Raw genomic sequence first — 1,987 nt, forward strand, 5'->3', positions numbered from 1 at the left:
CATGAATACATAGTGTAGTGAGGCAAACGAGGGGAACTGAAACATCTAAGTACCCTTAGGAAAAGAAATCAACCGAGATTCCCCTAGTAGCGGCGAGCGAACGGGGATTAGCCCTTAAGTCAGAGGGGTGTTAGTGGAATGGTCTGGAAAGTCCAGCGGCACAGGGTGATAGCCCCGTACACGAAAACTAACCTTTGATGAAAACGAGTAAGGCGGGACACGTGATATCCTGTTTGAATATGGGGGGACCATCCTCCAAGGCTAAATACTCCTGACTGACCGATAGTGAACCAGTACCGTGAGGGAAAGGCGAAAAGAACCCCTGTGAGGGGAGTGAAATAGAACCTGAAACCGTATACGTACAAGCAGTGGGAGCGGTTCTTGAGACCGTGACTGCGTACCTTTTGTATAATGGGTCAGCGACTTACGTTTTGTAGCGAGGTTAAGCGAATAGCGGAGCCGTAGGGAAACCGAGTGTTAACTGCGCGTTTAGTTGCAAGGCGTAGACCCGAAACCCGGTGATCTAGCCATGGGCAGGTTGAAGGTTGAGTAACATCAACTGGAGGACCGAACCGACTAATGTTGAAAAATTAGCGGATGACTTGTGGCTGGGGGTGAAAGGCCAATCAAACCGGGAGATATCTGGTTCTCCTCGAAAGCTATTTAGGTAGCGCCTCGGACGAACACCTTTGGGGGTAGAGCACTGTTAAGGCTAGGGGGTCATCCCGACTTACCAACCCTTTGCAAACTCCGAATACCAAAGAGTGCTATCCGGGAGACAGACGGCGGGTGCTAACGTCCGTCGTCAAAAGGGAAACAACCCAGACCGTCAGCTAAGGTCCCAAAGTGTATGTTAAGTGGGAAACGATGTGGGAAGGCTTAGACAGCTAGGATGTTGGCTTAGAAGCAGCCATCATTTAAAGAAAGCGTAATAGCTCACTAGTCGAGTCGGCCTGCGCGGAAGATGTAACGGGGCTAAACATACCACCGAAGCTACGGGTGCAATCCATTAGGGTTGCGCGGTAGAGGAGCGTTCTGTAAGCCGTTGAAGGTGAAGGGGTAACCCACGCTGGAGGTATCAGAAGTGCGAATGCTGACATGAGTAACGATAAAGGGGGTGAAAAACCCCCTCGCCGAAAGACCAAGGGTTCCTGTCCAACGTTAATCGGGGCAGGGTGAGTCGACCCCTAAGGCGAGGCCGAAAGGCGTAGTCGATGGGAAACAGATTAATATTTCTGTACTTCCGCTAACTGCGATGGAGAGACGGAGAAGGCTAGGCTAGCGCGGCGTTGGTAGTCCGCGTTTAAGGTGGTAGGTGGGTGACTTAGGCAAATCCGGGTCACTATACACTGAGAGCTGATGACGAGTCCCCAAGGGGATGAAGTAGTTGATGCCATGCTTCCAGGAAAATCTTCTAAGCTTCAGGTTAGCGGGAATCGTACCCCAAACCGACACAGGTGGTCGGGTAGAGAATACCAAGGCGCTTGAGAGAACTCGGCTGAAGGAACTAGGCAAAATGGTACCGTAACTTCGGGAGAAGGTACGCTGCTGTTGGTGATGGGACTTGCTCCCTAAGCTGACGGCAGTCGCAGATACCAGGTGGCTGCAACTGTTTATCAAAAACACAGCACTGTGCAAAATCGCAAGATGACGTATACGGTGTGACGCCTGCCCGGTGCCGGAAGGTTAATTGATTGGGTTATCGCAAGAGAAGCTCATGATCGAAGCCCCGGTAAACGGCGGCCGTAACTATAACGGTCCTAAGGTAGCGAAATTCCTTGTCGGGTAAGTTCCGACCTGCACGAATGGCGTAATGATGGCCACGCTGTCTCCAGCCGAGACTCAGTGAAGTTGAAATTGCGGTGAAGATGCCGTATACCCGCGGCTAGACGGAAAGACCCCGTGAACCTTTACTATAGCTTGGCACTGAACATTGACCCTACATGTGTAGGATAGGTGGGAGACTTTGAAGCGGGAACGCTAGTTC

At 51.5% G+C, this 1,987-nt stretch carries 1 rRNA gene; it reads left to right on the plus strand.

The window, feature by feature from the left end:
• Positions 1-1,987: ribosomal RNA gene (locus tag L2713_RS20425) — 23S ribosomal RNA — on the plus strand; the annotation flags it as partial.

This window comes from Shewanella seohaensis (assembly GCF_023283775.1).
Classification (GTDB): Bacteria; Pseudomonadota; Gammaproteobacteria; order Enterobacterales; family Shewanellaceae; genus Shewanella; species Shewanella seohaensis.